This window comes from Enterobacter asburiae, assembly GCF_024599655.1.
In the GTDB taxonomy this organism is placed as follows: domain Bacteria; phylum Pseudomonadota; class Gammaproteobacteria; order Enterobacterales; family Enterobacteriaceae; genus Enterobacter; species Enterobacter asburiae_D.
On record NZ_CP102247.1, the window covers coordinates 4,758,613 to 4,774,207 of the forward strand.

Consider the following 15,595-nt stretch of genomic DNA (forward strand, 5'->3'; position numbering starts at 1 on the left):
TATGAAGATTCTGGTGATCGGCCCGTCATGGGTGGGCGACATGATGATGTCGCAAAGTCTCTATCGCACGCTCAAGGCGCGTTATCCCCAGGCGATAATCGACGTGATGGCACCCGCATGGTGCCGTCCGCTGTTGTCCCGTATGCCGGAAGTGAATGAAGCCATCCCGATGCCGCTCGGCCACGGGGCGCTGGAAATCGGCGAACGCCGCAAGCTCGGCCATAGCCTGCGCGAGAAGCGCTATGACCGCGCGTATGTGCTGCCAAACTCCTTTAAATCCGCCCTGGTGCCCTTTTTTGCGGGCATCCCGCACCGTACCGGCTGGCGCGGTGAAATGCGCTACGGCCTGCTGAACGACGCGCGGGTGCTGGATAAAGAGGCCTGGCCGCTGATGGTGGAGCGCTATGTGGCGCTGGCCTATGACAAAGGCGTGATGCGCAGTGCGAAAGATCTGCCGCAGCCGCTGCTCTGGCCACAGCTTCAGGTTAACGACGGGGAGAAATCCCAGACCTGCAGCGCGTTTGGTCTTTCGTCAGAACGCCCGATGATTGGCTTCTGCCCTGGCGCCGAGTTCGGCCCGGCAAAACGCTGGCCGCACTATCACTATGCGGAGCTGGCGAAACAGCTGATCGACGAAGGCTACCAGATTGTCCTGTTCGGTTCGGCAAAAGACCACGAGGCGGGCAACGAAATTCTCGCCACGCTCAGTAATGAACAGCAGGCCTGGTGCCGCAACCTGGCAGGCGAAACGCAGCTTGAGCAGGCGGTTATTCTGATTGCCGCCTGCAAGGCCGTGGTCAGCAACGACTCAGGCCTGATGCACGTCGCTGCCGCGCTCAACCGCCCGCTGGTGGCGCTGTATGGCCCAAGCAGCCCGGACTTCACGCCCCCGCTTTCTCATAAAGCGCGCGTCATCCGCCTGATCACCGGCTACCACAAAGTGCGTAAAGGCGATGCCGCAGAAGGCTACCATCAGAGCCTGATCGACATTACGCCAGAGCGCGTTCTCGAAGAGCTTAACGAACTGCTGTTGAGTGAAGAAGGATAACGAATGCGGGTACTGATCGTTAAAACTTCTTCGATGGGCGATGTTCTGCATACGCTGCCGTCGCTGACGGACGCGATGCGGGCCGTTCCCGGCATTCGTTTTGACTGGGTGGTGGAGGAAGGCTTCGCGCAGATCCCCACCTGGCATGAAGCGGTTGACCGCGCGATCCCGGTGGCGATTCGCCGCTGGCGCAAAGCGTGGTTCTCCGCGCCGATTAAAGCCGAACGCAAAGCCTTCCGCGAGGCGGTGCAGACGCAGCGTTACGACGCGATTATCGACGCCCAGGGGCTGGTGAAAAGCGCCGCGCTGGTCACGCGTCTGGCACACGGCGTAAAGCACGGTATGGACTGGCACACCGCCCGCGAACCGCTGGCGAGCCTGTTCTATAACCGCCGCCACCACATCGCAAAGCAGCAGCACGCCGTCGAACGCACCCGCGAGCTGTTTGCAAAGAGCCTGGGCTATGCGAAACCGGAAACCCAGGGCGACTACGCCATTGCGCAGCACTTTTTGCGCAATACAGATCCCTGTGCTCAGCCTTATCTTGTCTTCCTGCATGCCACAACGCGCGACGATAAACACTGGCCGGAAACGCACTGGCGAAGCCTGATCGAACTGATGCAACCCACCGGCATCCATATTAAACTCCCGTGGGGCGCTGAACATGAGCGGCAGCGCGCAGAGCGTCTGGCAGCAGGCTTTTCGCATGTCGAGGTATTGCCGAAACTCACGCTGGCACAGGTTGCAGCGCAGCTGGCGGGGGCTAATGCTGTTGTTTCCGTTGATACTGGCTTAAGCCATTTAACCGCGGCGCTGGATCGTCCGAATATTACGATTTTTGGTCCGACCGATCCTGGATTGATCGGGGGTTACGGTAAAAACCAGCATCAGATGGTTAGCCCGACCCAGCAAACGAAGGATATCAGCGCAGATGCTATTTTTTCATTTTTACAGGGCAGCCGTTGGCTTTCCAACAGGGATATCTAACGCATGAGTTACGTATTTCTGCTGATTTTACTCTTTCCGGTGAAACTCATCCGGAAGCTGTTCCGCAAAGAGACAGGTAAAAACCTGGTCATTCAGACAGCAAAAATCGGCGATTTTGTTAATGCCACGCCCCTCCTGGCATACCTGCAAAAAAGCGACGTGCTCGTCAGTCGTAGCGTGGGTGCATTGGCGAAGCATGATGAGACGATCGACGAGATTTTTTTTATCGAGCAGCATAAGCGTAACCTGTGGCGAAAGCTGGTCTTTGCCTGCCGGATCATGAACCGCTATGACAATGTCTATCTCCTGCAACCTAACAGCGTGAACCTTTTTTTCGCCTCCGTGTGTAATGCTAAAAACAAACAGTTTTTAAGTATTTACACGCGCAGATGGTATCACGGCATTTTCTATGCAACGGCAGACGGGACTGTTGAACACGGTAGAAAGACGCTGTCGGTCACGAACTATCTCAAACTGGCCGATCGCGCTCTGAGCTGGCAAGACTCGCCAAAGCACGCCACAAAGCCACTGTTTAAACCCGCAACCTATCCGGCAATCCTCGATAAACCGGGCGTTATCCGCATTGGCATTAGCGTTGCCGCCGGGAATAAAGCGAAAACCGTTCCGCCGGTCATCTGGAAGCAAATTGCCGATCGCCTCGCCGACCTGCCCTGCGAATTTTATGTGTTTGGCGCCCCAAATGAACAATCGTGGATGGACGATATCACCCGCGCCTACGGTGAACTGCCAAACTTTATTAATCTGATTGGCAAGCTCTCGCTTGAAGAGCTACCGTGGGCCATTTCTAAAATGGATTGTTATATCGCATCTGACTCAGGAAATGTCTACATCGCCGATGCGGTGGACGTGCCGGTCATCCTACTGTTCGGGCCGTGCTGCCACTACGAGCAGCGTCCGCTTGGCAACGTATTGTTGATTGGCAACGATGCCAATATTTGCTCGTATGTTTTTGAAACACGATATTATTTCTCACAGAGCCGGGAAGAACTCTTCGCGGTAACAGACGAATCGCTGGACGAACTCAAACATTTCATTTGCGGGCTGCCAACAGCAAATTCTGCCTTTGATGCTCAGGGAAACTGATTAATATGGCTTTTCTCAGCATCATTATTGCCGCACACAACGCCGAAAACACCCTTCACGCCACGCTGGAAAGTCTGCAAAACGCGATTGAGAATGCAGGTGATGATGTAGAAGTCATTATCTTTAATGACAGTTCCACTGATGCCACTCAGGATATTATTGAGACGTGGTTATCAAAGCTTCCGAATGCGCAATCCCGATACGTTGAGTACCGTAACGTAGGTCATGTTCGAAACAGCGCAGTCTCTCTGGCGTCAGGTGAATACATCACCATGCTGGATAGTGATGACCTGTTGAAACCGGGTAGCATTCGGGACGCCGTGGCATACCTCAAAACAGAGCGCCCTGATATGCTCCTGACGCGCCTGCTGGAAATTCGCGACACCAAAAAAATCACCACCGACTGGCAGGGGTTCGCTCCTGTTGCTTTGTCACAACATGAGGCAATAAAACGGTTCCTGCAGCACAAAGATTTTCAGGCACATCTCATCGGGCAATTCATTGATCGGAAATTGTACGTAAGCAACCCGATTCCTTCGATGGTCTGCTATGAAGATTTCGCCGTATTTCCCGACATGCTGATGCAATCGAGTAAAATAGACTATCAGCGTCAGGGACACTATTATTACATCAAACGTAGCGACAGTTTGTCGAGCCGTCTCGACGCCAGTAAAATCGCTACGCTTATCGAATGCACCTTACAGATGGAAAAAACATTCCCGCCATCATTTAGACATCTTGTGAATTGTCACTGGTTTGATATCTACAGTAACCACCGGCAACATCTGACCGAGATACAACTCAAACTGGTTAAACAGCGGGTAAAAGAACTTTATTCTTTCTCTTTCTTCTTCTCCAGAGATGTACGTTTCAGCTACAAAAAAAGGGTCATCGAGGCATTATGGAAAAAGTAAAACTGCGGCTTTATCAGCTTACGCTGATTTTGAGCTTTATTTCGCTTGCGCTCGCGCTGCTGAGTTCAGGTAAGCAACGAGAGTTTTTCTATATTGCGATTTATGCCAGCATTATCGGCTTAGCGTGCGAATATAAAAAAATCACATTGCGTCCTTTTTCTATTGCACTGCCGATTTTGCTCATTGGGTTGCTTAATCTTTGCTGGTACATGGTGTATGAATACCATAGCGAAGGTCTGAACGTTTATAGCGATTATCTCGGTGCAAGTAAAAAATTGATTTTGGCAAGCATTCTCATTTTTTATCTTGACCGGTTTAAATCTTATATTGATAAAACATCCTTCCAGAAATATTTCTTATACGCCGCTGGTGCAGGATTTATACTCGCCACTGGCTATGGTTTATGGCAGGCATCACAGGGTATGGGGCGTATCGAGATGGCCATAAACCGTGCGACCGTGTCGGCCTATGTTTACTCAGTATTGTCACTGGCGTTGGTATACAGCCTTTATCTACAGAAAAATATCAAACTGTATGTAGCCGCAGGACTCATCATCTTAATATCTTATTTCGTCATTCTTCTTACGGGTACCCGTGCCGCAATGGGGTTATATCTACTCCTGGCGATTGTACTCACGCTTTACCACTTCAGAAGAATACATCTTAAATCAACGCTGATTTTCTTATGTATTGTGGCAGGTATTGTTATCGTTAGCTACAAGCCATTAATTTTACCTAAGATACAACAAACACAAGCTGAAGTTGAAAGTTATCAAAAAGGATATGATGCAACCTCACTCGGCGCACGTTTTTCTATGTGGAGTGTTGGTATTCAAAATGGATTTGCCCATCCTTTGGGGCAGTCGGTTGAAGACCGCGAAGTATGGACACAGCAATATGTGAAAAATGGGCATCCACATCTCACAGCCGCACTCGAGTTTATCAGGATACATCTGCACAATGAGTTTATCGAAAAATATTCTCTGCAGGGGATCCCCGGCCTGGCGATATTATTCTTTTTCTATATATCGATGATCGCTTACGCGCTTAAAAACAGAAATGGTCTGCTGCTGACGACCATGCTCCTTTTATTACTCTATGGTCTGACGGACGTCATACTGTTGAGCTCAGAAGCCTTAATCTTCTTTGTCACCGTGTTTGCGCTGAGTACACCTTTCTCGCAAACCAGACAACGTCAATAAGTGATAATGCCCGCGTCGCGGGCATTATTTTTTCTTGTATTGATAAAACTCCGCCAGCGTCATCCCCACCGTCTTATCGGATAACCAGCTAAAGAGCGTTTCTAAATCCTGATACAGCCCTTCGATCGCCGCCTCATCTTTAAACGTAGGGCTTCCGCCAGGCATAAATTCCGACGAATGAAGCATAAACTCCACGTACTCACTTCCCTGAGACAGACATTGCTGTGCGACCTGAATCATCTGCGCCGCATTCCCACCGGACGGTCTTAGCCAGTTCACAGAGGGTGAGCGGTATTTACCGCGAAGCCTGTCGTAACCTTGTTTAATCGTGTTCAACCAGGCCGGGTGTTTATACTGGATGCTCATCGGCACTTCGAGTAATGGGCTATTGCCCGCCCGGGAAATATTATCTAAATCCATAAAATAGGCGTGGTCGGGGAAATGCTGATAATTTGTTCCGCCATTACCCTGCGGCGCACCTTTCGCATTGCGCCAGTTCACCCGCGGCGTCACGGAGCAATCAACCAGGTAACCCAGTTCAACGAGCAATTTTGCGTAGCGACTGTCAAATGCCCAACGTCCGGCACGGTGGCTTAACATTTTGGTCTGGAATGTCTCTTCCAGCAGACGGGTCATGAACAGCACTTTCTCGCGCATCACCTCATCCGAAAATTCAATCAAATAAGGCTGCCAGCGCCAGTCGTCTCCCGTGAGAGCGTGCTCCGGTGGGCTATTCCAGGCGTGAAGGTGCATTCCCACCTCGCCCTGACCGCGGGCGATCGCGTCCCTGGCGAATTCAATGAAAACGGGTTCGATCGCCATCTCGTAATTGGTCAGCCACACGGGCTTAAAACCGAAACGCTCACAAAGCGTCTGGAACCGCGCCAGATAGCGCGCATTTTCCGTTTTAATGACGCGGTGATTTTGCCAGAGATTATCGCCCTCAGTATCAATTGTGATGATAAACGCTGGTTTGTTCATAATGAGTCCGCAAGACAGGAAAGTTAGCGCTATGTTACGCACTCTCCAAAGCATGAGTAAACCCTTCCAGGGAAATTCCTGAGATTATGGAGAAAGAGTGCAAGTCGCTATCAGGTCTATTAGAATTGCCATCAGTACAACGCCGATAAGATGATGATGAATAACTTACCTGACACGCCTGATTTGCGCATTTTACTTATCAAACTCCGCCATCATGGCGACATGTTGCTGACCACTCCCGTCATTGATTCGTTACGTCAAAAATGGCCGCAGGCGCAGATTGATGTCCTGCTGTATGAAGAAACGCGCGATATGCTCGCCGCGCATCCGGCGATCGGTACAATTTATGGAATCGATCGTAAATGGAAGCAGCTGGGCACGCTGAAGCATCTTCAAAAAGAGTGGCAGCTGCTGTGTGCGTTAAGAAATCAGCATTATCATCTGGTCATTAACCTGGCCGATCAATGGCGTAGCGCTATCGTCACCCGTTTCACCGGTGCCCCCGTTCGCCTCGGATTCGCGTTTAACAAACGCAACAGTGCATTCTGGCGTTTTTGTCATACCGATCTGGTCTCTGTCGACGGCCACAAATCCCTGCATACGGTCGAACAGAATCTCTCCATTTTAACGCCATTACCGGTTGCGCCGCAGCCTGCCGTCACCATGGCCTACGCCGCAGACGACTGGGATTATGCCCGTCAAAGACTGACGCAGGCGGGCGTGGGCGAGCGCTATATCGTGATCCAGCCGACGTCCCGCTGGTTCTTTAAATGCTGGAGCGAAGACAAAATGGCGCAAACCATTACTGCACTGCAGCAGGATGGTCATACGGTTGTACTCACCGCGGGCCCGGATAAAAAAGAGCTGGCGATGATCGATCGCATTCTCGCTGCCGCACCGAAAACCGGTGTCGTTTCGCTCGCGGGCCAGTTGACGCTGCGCCAACTGGCGTCGCTTATCGACCATGCCTCGCTGTTTATTGGTGTTGACTCCGTGCCGATGCATATGGCCGCCGCGCTGCAAACGCCCTGCGTGGCGCTGTTTGGCCCTTCTAAACTGACGTTTTGGTCTCCATGGCAGGTTAAAGGGGAAGTGATCTGGGCCGGCGATTACGGCCCGCTCCCCGATCCGGATACCATTGATACCAAAACGAAAGAACGCTATCTCGACGCCATTCCCGTTGATGCTGTCGTCTCCGCCGCAAGGAGATATCTGTCATGAAACCCCATCGCCTGGCCATTGTTCGCCAAAAGTATCGCCCTGATGGAGGAGCGGAACGCTTCGTTTCGCGCGCCCTCACCGCGCTGAGCAATCAGAACCTTGAACTCAACGTCATCACGCGTGAGTGGCAGGGAGAGAAGCAAGACGACTGGCATATTCACATTTGCAACCCTCAAAAATGGGGTCGCATCAGTCGTGAACGCGGATTTGCACAGGCCGCCCGCGCGCTATGGCAGCAACAGCAGTTTGATATTGTTCAAAGCCATGAGCGCATCCCGGGTTGTGATATCTATCGCGCGGGTGATGGAGTGCATCGCCGCTGGCTGCTGCAGCGCGCGCGCATTTTACCTGCCTGGCGTGCGCAAATGCTGATGTATGACCGCTATCACCGCTACGTGATGCGTGCGGAACGGGAAATGTATCAGGCGCCTGAGTTAAAAGCCGTAATTTGTAATGCGGAGATGATCAAACGCGAAATCGTTGAAGACTTTGATATTGACGCAAATAAAATTCATGTGATTTATAATTCTATTGATTCCAGCCGCTTCATTCCGGCCCAGGAGTCACAGCGTGCGATTTTGCGCCAACAATTTGGTTTGCCAGCCGATGCCGTTGTGTTCTGTTTTGTCGGCTCAGGGTTTGAACGAAAAGGATTGGCCGGCGCCATACGCGCTATCGCGGGGACATCAGCGTGGCTGATTGTAGTTGGACAAGATAAAGCAGAAAGTCGCTATCGCGACCTCGCCCGTTCGTTAGGCTGCGAGGGGCAAATCCGTTTCCTGGGGATGCAAAAAGAAACTCTGCCTTTTTATCAGCTATCCGATGGTTTACTGTTGCCAACGCTGTATGATCCCTTTCCTAACGTCATTCTTGAAGCGATGGCCTGCGGCTTGCCCGTCATTACTTCAGAGAGTTGCGGTGGTGCAGAATTTATTCAACAAGGCCAGAACGGATTTTATTGTGACGCACTTGATATCAGTACATTGAAGGAAGCGGTAGCAGCCATCCCTTCTCTGGAAAAAAATAACAACATGGGACGAGCGGCACGTGAACGTGTAAAAGACGCCACTCCCGAAAAACTGTCAAGTCAGCTTATTACGCTTTATCAAAAATTACTGGATTAAAAATGCGCATCCTAATGATTATTGATGGTTTACCCGGTGGAGGAGCTGAAAAAACGGTTCTTACACTCTCCCACGGGCTAATAGAAATGGGGCATCAGGTCTCTCTATTCTCTCTGCGGAAAGTGTGCGACTACGCCATCCCGGAAGGCATCGATTATCAGGTTGTTCAGGACACATGTAAAAAACCGTGGCGAAAGCTGACGGAGATCCCACGCCGTGCCCAATTGCTGGATCAGGCGATTGAACGGGCTGAGCGCAGCGGCAAATTTGATGTGGTTTTCTCTCATTTGCACAAAACCGACCGCATTGTGGCGCACTGCCGCGCGCTGGAACGTGACAAAGTCTGGTTCTGCGTGCATGGCATGTTCTCGTTCTCCTATCTTCGCCATCGCAGCGGACTTTCACGCTGGTTTAAACACCTTAAAATTCGTCATACCTACGAAAACCGAAACGTTGTCGCCGTCTCAGGCGCCGTTTTGAAAGATCTTTCCGAGACGCTGGCGCTCAATCTTCGACGCAAAGCGGTTATCCACAATCCTTTCGATATTCCTGAAATTCAGCGTCTGGCGGATGCTCCCTTCGAGATGCAGGGAAAGGATTACATCATTCATGTTGGCCGCTTCCATGAGCACAAACGCCACGACCGCCTCTTACGTGCGTTCGCCCTGAGTAAAATTGACACAACGCTGGTCATGATGGGCAATGGATCCGAAGCGCAAATTCAAAAGCTCAAGCAGCTTGCTGCCGAGCTGGGTATTGAAAACAAAACGGTTTTCCGCCCGTTTGATTCCAATCCCTATCCGTGGATTAAAGGGGCACGCCTTTTAGTGTTAAGTTCTGACTGCGAAGGTTTTGGTAATGTGCTGGTTGAGGCCATTATCTGCCAGACGCCACCGGTCAGTACAAATTGCCCCGGTGGCCCCGCCGAAATCCTTACCGGAGCCTTAGCGCGCGGGCTGGCAGAGTTAAATGACGCGTCACTGGCAAAAACGCTGGCGGATATTTATACCGCCCCGCCGGTCGTTGGCGATGCAACCATCGCATCGTTCGGTATCAGTGCCATTTGCCAGCAATATATTGCTCTGGTCGACAATCAAAAATAATCAGGTTTCTTATGCAAAATTCAGCCCCATTGTTGAGCGTGGTGGTTGCCGTTTATAACGGTGAAGCTTTCCTGGATCAGTTCTTTACCTGCCTTGTGAATCAACGCATCGACAGCATGGAAGTCATCATTGTCAATGACGGCTCTATTGACCGCTCGATGGAGATCGTCGAAAACTGGCGAGAAAAACTGCCGCAGCTGCAGGTCATAGAACAGCAAAACCAGGGTGTATCCATCGCGCGTAACACCGGTCTGGCCGTTGCGACGGGTCAATATCTCTCTTTCCCGGATATTGATGATGTCTTTAAACCCGGCATGTACCAGCGTCTGCTGGAGATGGCCGTCACGCAGGATCTGGATGTCGCCACCTGTAACGGGAACTACGTCTGGGAGAACAACAAGAAGCCCTCACGCCCGATCTTCCCTGAAGACAAACTGGCTTCGACAGGGGTCATGGCTGGCCCGGCGTGGTTAAAAATGGCGTTGGATTCGCGTAAGTTCCTTCACGTCACCTGGTTGAACATCTATCGCCACGACTTTATCCGTAAACACAATTTCCATTTCGAACCCGGCCTGCGCCATCAGGATATCCCGTGGACCACCGAAGTGCTGCTCGCGGCAGAGCGGGTTCAGTACACCAGTGAGCGTTATTACGACTACTACATTCACTCCGCATCGGTGTCCCATATGCCGGACAATGACGACACGCTGATTCGCTCCGCACGCCACTACATGAAAATCCTGCAGCTGCTCGATGCCATCAATCAGCGTTACCCGGATAAAGTGAAAGGGATCCCTGCCTGCCACTGGCAAATTGCCAAAGAGGGGCTGGGAATTATTCACACCTTCGACAACATGAAGGATGAGAAGAAGAAATCAATGATTATTAAAGAGTTCTTCGAAACAGGCATCTGGAAACTCATCTGGAAAAGTGCAAAAAGTCCGCGTCTGCGCTGGCGGCTGGGTCGACGTTATTTCCGTTTGAAACGGTATCTGGCATAAGAGATAGCTTTACCTGGCCTAAATGCTTAGAATTTGCCCGCCGAAACTAAAAAAACGGATAATCGCTTGGAATTGTTGTATACCGCTCTGCTCTACATCATTCAGCCACTGGTGTGGCTGAGACTGTTGCTTCGTAGCCGGAAAGCGCCTGCGTATCGTAAACGCTGGGCTGAACGCTATGGCTTCTGCCGCAATAAAGTCGTACCGGACGGTATTTTGCTGCATTCCGTTTCTGTCGGTGAAACGCTGGCGGCGATCCCGCTGGTTCGCGCTCTGCGTCACCGCTACCCTTCGCTGCCAATCACCGTCACGACGATGACGCCGACCGGCTCCGAGCGCGCGTTATCCGCTTTCGGTAAAGACGTGCAGCACGTCTATCTGCCTTACGATCTGCCCTGCGCCATGAATCGCTTCCTCAACACCGTGCGCCCGAAGCTGGTGATCGTGATGGAAACCGAACTGTGGCCGAACATGATTTCCGCCCTGCACGCCCGTAAAATTCCGCTGGTGATTGCCAACGCGCGCCTGTCAGAGCGCTCGGCGAAAGGTTACGGCAAGCTGGGTAAATTTATGCGCCGCCTGCTCAGCAGGATCACGCTGATTGCCGCGCAGAACGAAGAGGACGCGGCGCGCTTTATCGCGCTGGGCCTGAAACGCAACCAGCTTGCGGTAACGGGCAGCCTGAAATTTGATATTTCTGTTACCCCTGAGCTCGCCGCCCGTGCGATCACACTGCGTCGCCAGTGGGCCCCACGTCGTCAGGTCTGGATTGCCACCAGTACTCATGATGGCGAAGAAGAGATCATCCTGCAGGCTCACCGCAAGCTGCTGGAAAAATTCCCTGATTTACTGCTGATCCTCGTGCCTCGTCATCCGGAGCGTTTTAAAGATGCCCGCGACATGGTGCAAAAAGGCGGCTTCAGCTACACCCTTCGCAGCAGCGGTGAAATCCCTTCCGGCAGCACCCAGGTGGTGATTGGCGATACGATGGGCGAACTGATGCTGCTTTACGGCATTGCTGACCTCGCGTTTGTCGGTGGCAGCCTGGTCGAGCGCGGCGGTCATAACCCGCTGGAGCCGGCAGCCCACGCTATTCCGGTGCTGATGGGGCCGCACACGTTTAACTTCAAAGATATCTGCGCGAAATTACAGCAGGCCGATGGTTTAATTACCGTGACCGATGCGGATTCGGTGGTCAAAGAGGTATCGACCCTTCTGACTGACGAAGATTATCGCCTGTGGTACGGGCGTCATGCCGTCGAAGTGCTGCACCAGAACCAGGGCGCACTGACCCGTCTGCTGCAGCTTCTGCAACCTTATCTGCCCCAGCGGAGCCACTAATGTCAACGCGTCTGTCGGTCGTGATGATCGCCAAAAACGCCGCCGACCTGCTTCCGGATTGCCTGGCGTCGGTTGCCTGGGCTGACGAGATAGTCATTCTTGACTCCGGAAGTACGGACAACACGGTGGACGTTGCCCGGGCAGCGGGCGCAAAAGTCTTTGTCGACGCTGACTGGCAGGGCTATGGCATCCAGCGCCAGCGCGCGCAGGGGTATGCCACAGGTGATTATGTCCTGATGCTCGATACTGACGAGCGCATTACGCCAGAACTTCAGCAGGCCATTCAGGCGGTGCTTTCCTCGCCCCAGCCTGGCGCCGTATACAGCATTGCCCGCCGCAACTACTTCCTTGGCCGTTTTATGCGCCACAGCGGCTGGTATCCCGATCGCGTGATGCGCCTCTACGAGCGCGAGCGGTATCAGTACAACGACAATCTGGTGCATGAATCCCTGAGCTGCGATAGCGCCCAGGTGATCCCCCTGACGGGCGACCTGTTGCACCTGACCTGCCGTGATTTCGCGAGCTTCCAGCGTAAACAGCTCAACTATGCCACCGCATGGGCGCAGGAGCGTCACCAGCGCGGCAAGAAGGCCTCGCTGACGGGTATCTTCACCCACACGCTGGGCGCGTTCCTGAAAACGCTGCTGCTGCGTGGTGGTGTACTGGACGGCAAACAGGGCTGGTTACTCGCGGTAGTAAATGCCCAGTATACTTTCAACAAATACACCGAGCTGTGGGCGCTCTGCCGCGGCTACTCAGAGAAAACGTGAGCCATGAGCACAAAAGCGATTTATCCGGGTACCTTCGATCCGATCACCAACGGTCATCTTGATATCATCACCCGTGCGGCGTGCATGTTCGACAAGGTGATCCTGGCCATTGCCGCCAGCCCCAGCAAAAAGCCGATGTTTGACCTCAACGAGCGCGTAAAGCTCGCCACCGATGCCATCTCGCACCTGCCGAATGTTGAGGTGGTCGGGTTTAGCGACCTGATGGCTAACTTCGCCCGCGCTCAGCAGGCAAACATTCTGATCCGGGGTTTACGCGCGGTGGCAGACTTCGAGTATGAGATGCAGCTGGCGCACATGAACCGCCACCTGATGCCTGAGCTGGAGAGCGTGTTCCTGATGCCCTCCAAAGAGTGGTCGTTTATCTCTTCTACGCTGGTAAAAGAGGTGGCGCGTCATCACGGCGACGTTACCCATTTCCTGCCGACGAACGTCCACCAGGCATTGATGGAAAAGCTAAAGTAACCCTATTTCTGGCACTGACGGCAGTAGAACGTGGCGCGCTGGGCGTGCTTCGTGGCAATAACGGGCGTGCCGCAGACTCTGCACGGTTCGCCTTTACGGCCATACACCTGAAGCTCCTGGGCAAAATAGCCCGGCTTGCCGTCACTCTGCAGGAAGTCCTTCAACGTCGTCCCGCCCTGTTCAATAGAGCGCAGCAGTACCGCCTTAATCACCCGGACCAGCAGCTCACACTCCTGCGCCGACAGCGAAGAGGCCAGCCGATCGGGATGGATCCCGGCCGCGAACAGCGATTCGCTGGCATAGATATTCCCCACGCCGACCACCAGCTTGTTATCCATCAGCCAGGGCTTAATCGGGCTTTTCTTCTTCGCACACTTCGCCTTGAGGTATTCAGCGTTAAACGCGTCTGAAAGCGGTTCCGGGCCCAGATGTGCCAGCACGTTATGTCCTTCCAGCTCCTTCGTCCACAGCCACGCACCAAAGCGCCGCGGGTCGGTGTAACGGAGCACTTTGCCGTTGCTCATCACCAGATCGACGTGGTCGTGCTTTTCCGCAGGCAGTTCTTCGGTAAGAATGCGCAGGCTCCCGGACATCCCCAGATGGATAATAATCCAGCCGTCGGGAAGCTCCAGCAGCAGGTACTTAGCGCGGCGCTGTACGCTAAGGACGGGTTTATCGCTCAGGGCATGGATCTCATCGGACACCGGCCAGCGCAGACGTCCATTGCGGACCACCGCGTGAAGAATCGTCGCGCCGACCAGATGGGGCTCAATGCCGCGACGGCTGGTTTCTACCTCAGGTAATTCAGGCATGGTTCCTCCGTTGAGATACAGAATGCAAAAAACCCCGCAGTTGCGGGGTTTTTCGATACAAGGAGACTAAAATTATTTGATTTTAGCTTCTTTGTACAGTACGTGCTGGCGTACAACTGGATCGAATTTTTTCAGTTCCAGTTTTTCCGGCTTAGTACGTTTGTTCTTCGTGGTGGTGTAGAAGTGACCTGTACCAGCAGAAGAAACCAGCTTGATTTTCTCGCGAATACCTTTAGCCATGATTTATTTCCTCTTTAAGTACTTAGTACTTTTCGCCACGGGCACGCAGTTCGGACAGAACTGTATCGATGCCTTTCTTATCGATTACACGCATACCTTTAGCAGATACGCGCAGGGTGACAAAACGCTTCTCGCTCTCAACCCAGAAACGGTGAGAGTGCAGGTTCGGCAGGAAACGGCGTTTAGTCGCGTTCAGTGCGTGGGAACGGTTGTTACCGGTCACCGGACGCTTGCCAGTAACTTGGCAGACTCGGGACATGTCTATTCTCCAAAAATCAAATTAGCTCGAGCTTCGTATGGGGTATCGGCGCCTCGTCAGGCTTTACAGCCCGGTCATCGCATAGTTCTAAGTGAACTCTCGATTGCCAGGCCCAAATGCCAAACCCGAGATTCTCAAAGGTGGCGTAGTATACGCTGACTCGGCGGTGTGCTCAAGTCCCGAACAGACAAAGATCCCGATGGATCGCGAGAAATAGCCTAAATCCAGCCATGTTCTGCGAAAGAAATGTACTCACCGCGGCCAATTATCAGATGGTCCAGCACACGAATGTCCATGAATTGACAGCATTTGATAATGCGTTCGGTGATTTCTTTGTCCGCTCTGCTCGGTTCTGCACAGCCAGAGGGGTGATTATGCGCGAGGATCACACCCGCTGCATTCACTTTTATCGCTTCCCGCACAATTTCTCGCGGATGCACCTCAACGTGGCTCAACGTGCCCGCAAAGAGACAGCTATGTTTCAGCACCCGATTTCTGTTATCGACAAAGATCACCATAAAGATCTCGCGTTCGATATCGGTTAACTGGCTTTGCAGGAATTCGCGCGTCATCGAGGGCGTCAGGATCGGATCCTCCTTCTCCATGCGGACATTGTAAAAACGGCGGGCAAGTTCAGCAATGCCCCTCAACTGGGCATATTTCGCCACGCCGATCCCCTCAACGTGCTTAAAGTGCGACAGATCGGCGGTCAGTAAACCGTATAGCGAACCGAAATGTGCTATCAGCTCTTTTGCCAGCGTAAATACCGTCTTTCCTGGCGTGCCAGTACGTAAAAAGAGCGCCAGCAGTTCATCGTCTTTTAACAGGGTGACGCCATAGCGCAGCAGTTTTTCGCGCGGCAGCAGCTGCTCATCCTCATCTTCCATGCTCTTTCTCCTTTTTTAACCTTATGCTGCCACAGGCCATTTCGTCGCTCGACGGCCACATTGCGTTCTTGCGTAGCGCCTCGCAAAGTGGTCGAAGGACAAAATCACCCCGCTTTGG

Annotated in this window: 17 protein-coding genes; 12 read left to right on the plus strand and 5 right to left on the minus strand. The window is 52.7% G+C overall.

Going from position 1 to position 15,595, the window contains the following annotated elements:
- The first annotated feature begins 1 nt into the window (after window position 1).
- Genes rfaF through NQ230_RS22610 form a run of 5 tightly spaced genes read left to right on the plus strand, consistent with a single transcriptional unit; the run spans window position 2 to window position 5,255 of the window.
- Window positions 2–1,048, plus strand: coding sequence for an ADP-heptose--LPS heptosyltransferase RfaF (rfaF, locus tag NQ230_RS22590; protein WP_063438983.1), 1,047 nt, complete (start codon window positions 2–4; stop codon window positions 1,046–1,048).
- 3 nt (window positions 1,049–1,051) lie between these two features.
- The gene (gene rfaC, locus NQ230_RS22595) at window positions 1,052–2,035 is read left to right on the plus strand and encodes a lipopolysaccharide heptosyltransferase RfaC (protein ID WP_121426016.1); all 984 of its coding nucleotides are present in this window, start codon (window positions 1,052–1,054) and stop codon (window positions 2,033–2,035) included.
- Window positions 2,036–2,038: 3 nt separating this feature from the next.
- Entirely contained in the window at window positions 2,039–3,139 is a 1,101-nt protein-coding gene (locus tag NQ230_RS22600) for a glycosyltransferase family 9 protein (protein ID WP_257259355.1), read from the plus strand.
- 5 nt (window positions 3,140–3,144) lie between these two features.
- Complete coding sequence (locus NQ230_RS22605) at window positions 3,145–4,053, plus strand: glycosyltransferase family 2 protein (protein ID WP_257259356.1); 909 nt, start codon at window positions 3,145–3,147, stop codon at window positions 4,051–4,053.
- Window positions 4,041–5,255 (plus strand): O-antigen ligase family protein, encoded by a 1,215-nt coding sequence (locus NQ230_RS22610; protein WP_257259358.1) that lies wholly within the window; start codon window positions 4,041–4,043, stop codon window positions 5,253–5,255. Before NQ230_RS22605 ends, NQ230_RS22610 begins: the two co-directional genes overlap by 13 nt.
- 24 nt (window positions 5,256–5,279) lie before the next feature.
- On the opposite strand, the gene NQ230_RS22615 is transcribed toward NQ230_RS22610, so the two are convergent.
- The gene (locus NQ230_RS22615) at window positions 5,280–6,236 is read right to left on the minus strand and encodes a polysaccharide deacetylase family protein (RefSeq protein ID WP_257259360.1); all 957 of its coding nucleotides are present in this window, start codon (window positions 6,234–6,236) and stop codon (window positions 5,280–5,282) included.
- Between the two features lie 150 nt (window positions 6,237–6,386).
- Here NQ230_RS22615 and rfaQ point away from each other — a divergent pair, with 150 nt between their 5' ends.
- From rfaQ to coaD, 7 genes are all read left to right on the plus strand, one after another.
- Window positions 6,387–7,457, plus strand: a complete 1,071-nt coding sequence (gene rfaQ, locus NQ230_RS22620) for a putative lipopolysaccharide heptosyltransferase III (protein WP_257259361.1) — start codon at window positions 6,387–6,389, stop codon at window positions 7,455–7,457.
- Window positions 7,454–8,581, plus strand: coding sequence for a glycosyltransferase family 4 protein (locus tag NQ230_RS22625; protein WP_257259364.1), 1,128 nt, complete (start codon window positions 7,454–7,456; stop codon window positions 8,579–8,581). Before rfaQ ends, NQ230_RS22625 begins: the two co-directional genes overlap by 4 nt.
- Window positions 8,582–8,583: 2 nt before the next feature.
- Window positions 8,584–9,684, plus strand: coding sequence for a glycosyltransferase (locus tag NQ230_RS22630; RefSeq protein ID WP_257259366.1), 1,101 nt, complete (start codon window positions 8,584–8,586; stop codon window positions 9,682–9,684).
- Between the two features lie 11 nt (window positions 9,685–9,695).
- A complete protein-coding gene (locus tag NQ230_RS22635) occupies window positions 9,696–10,685 on the plus strand; it encodes a glycosyltransferase (RefSeq protein WP_257259368.1) in 990 nt (329 codons plus the stop codon).
- A gap of 66 nt (window positions 10,686–10,751) precedes the next feature.
- Entirely contained in the window at window positions 10,752–12,026 is a 1,275-nt protein-coding gene (waaA, locus tag NQ230_RS22640; protein WP_159515243.1) for a lipid IV(A) 3-deoxy-D-manno-octulosonic acid transferase, read from the plus strand.
- Window positions 12,026–12,796 carry a glycosyltransferase family 2 protein gene (locus NQ230_RS22645; protein WP_032661926.1) on the plus strand — a complete coding sequence of 257 codons (771 nt, stop codon included), beginning with the start codon at window positions 12,026–12,028 and terminating at the stop codon, window positions 12,794–12,796. Before waaA ends, NQ230_RS22645 begins: the two co-directional genes overlap by 1 nt.
- Before the next feature lie 3 nt (window positions 12,797–12,799).
- Window positions 12,800–13,279 carry a pantetheine-phosphate adenylyltransferase gene (coaD, locus tag NQ230_RS22650; protein WP_032661930.1) on the plus strand — a complete coding sequence of 160 codons (480 nt, stop codon included), beginning with the start codon at window positions 12,800–12,802 and terminating at the stop codon, window positions 13,277–13,279.
- A 2-nt stretch (window positions 13,280–13,281) separates the two neighbouring features.
- On the opposite strand, the gene mutM is transcribed toward coaD, so the two are convergent.
- The 4 genes from mutM to radC form a co-directional block, all read right to left on the minus strand.
- Entirely contained in the window at window positions 13,282–14,091 is an 810-nt protein-coding gene (gene mutM, locus NQ230_RS22655) for a bifunctional DNA-formamidopyrimidine glycosylase/DNA-(apurinic or apyrimidinic site) lyase (protein ID WP_023309890.1), read from the minus strand.
- Between the two features lie 72 nt (window positions 14,092–14,163).
- Window positions 14,164–14,331 carry a 50S ribosomal protein L33 gene (gene rpmG / locus NQ230_RS22660; protein WP_003024094.1) on the minus strand — a complete coding sequence of 56 codons (168 nt, stop codon included), beginning with the start codon at window positions 14,329–14,331 and terminating at the stop codon, window positions 14,164–14,166.
- Window positions 14,332–14,353: 22 nt separating this feature from the next.
- Entirely contained in the window at window positions 14,354–14,590 is a 237-nt protein-coding gene (gene rpmB / locus NQ230_RS22665; protein ID WP_002436699.1) for a 50S ribosomal protein L28, read from the minus strand.
- Window positions 14,591–14,808: 218 nt separating this feature from the next.
- On the minus strand, window positions 14,809–15,477 hold the full coding sequence (gene radC, locus NQ230_RS22670) for a RadC family protein (protein WP_257259373.1): 669 nt from the start codon (window positions 15,475–15,477) through the stop codon (window positions 14,809–14,811).
- Between the last annotated feature and the right edge of the window lie 118 nt (window positions 15,478–15,595).